This is a genomic window from Pseudomonas sp. H9, from assembly GCF_004353925.1.
In the GTDB taxonomy this organism is placed as follows: Bacteria; Pseudomonadota; Gammaproteobacteria; order Pseudomonadales; family Pseudomonadaceae; genus Aquipseudomonas.
In genome coordinates this window covers 1-958 of record NZ_SMOK01000014.1, presented here as the reverse complement: position 1 = coordinate 958, position 958 = coordinate 1, and the positions used below count along the sequence as shown (strand labels likewise).

Below are 958 nucleotides of genomic sequence, written 5' to 3'. Positions count from 1 at the left end.
AGATCCCGGATTTACCTAAGATCTCAGCCTACCACCTTAAACTTGGACAACCAACGCCAAGCTGGCCTAGCCTTCTCCGTCCCTCCATCGCAATAACCAGAAGTACAGGAATATTAACCTGTTTTCCATCGACTACGCTTTTCAGCCTCGCCTTAGGGACCGACTAACCCTGCGTCGATTAACGTTGCGCAGGAAACCTTGGTCTTTCGGCGTGGGAGTTTTTCACTCCCATTGTCGTTACTCATGTCAGCATTCGCACTTCTGATACCTCCAGCAAGCTTCTCAACTCACCTTCACAGGCTTACAGAACGCTCCTCTACCGCGTCACCTAAGTGACACCCGTAGCTTCGGTGCATGGTTTGAGCCCCGTTACATCTTCCGCGCAGGCCGACTCGACTAGTGAGCTATTACGCTTTCTTTAAAGGGTGGCTGCTTCTAAGCCAACCTCCTAGCTGTCTAAGCCTTCCCACATCGTTTCCCACTTAACCATGACTTTGGGACCTTAGCTGACGGTCTGGGTTGTTTCCCTTTTCACGACGGACGTTAGCACCCGCCGTGTGTCTCCCATGCTCGGCACTTGTAGGTATTCGGAGTTTGCATCGGTTTGGTAAGTCGGGATGACCCCCTAGCCGAAACAGTGCTCTACCCCCTACAGTGATACATGAGGCGCTACCTAAATAGCTTTCGAGGAGAACCAGCTATCTCCGAGCTTGATTAGCCTTTCACTCCGATCCACAGGTCATCCGCTAACTTTTCAACGGTAGTCGGTTCGGTCCTCCAGTCAGTGTTACCTAACCTTCAACCTGCCCATGGATAGATCGCCCGGTTTCGGGTCTATACCCAGCGACTAAGCGCCCTATTAAGACTCGCTTTCGCTACGCCTCCCCTATTCGGTTAAGCTCGCCACTGAATATAAGTCGCTGACCCATTATACAAAAGGTACGCAGTCACCTAACAA

Annotated in this window: 1 rRNA gene; it reads right to left on the bottom strand. The window is 51.5% G+C overall.

Features of this window, described 5'->3' with window-relative positions:
- A 23S ribosomal RNA gene (locus E1573_RS13135) occupies nt 1-958 on the bottom strand; the annotation flags it as partial.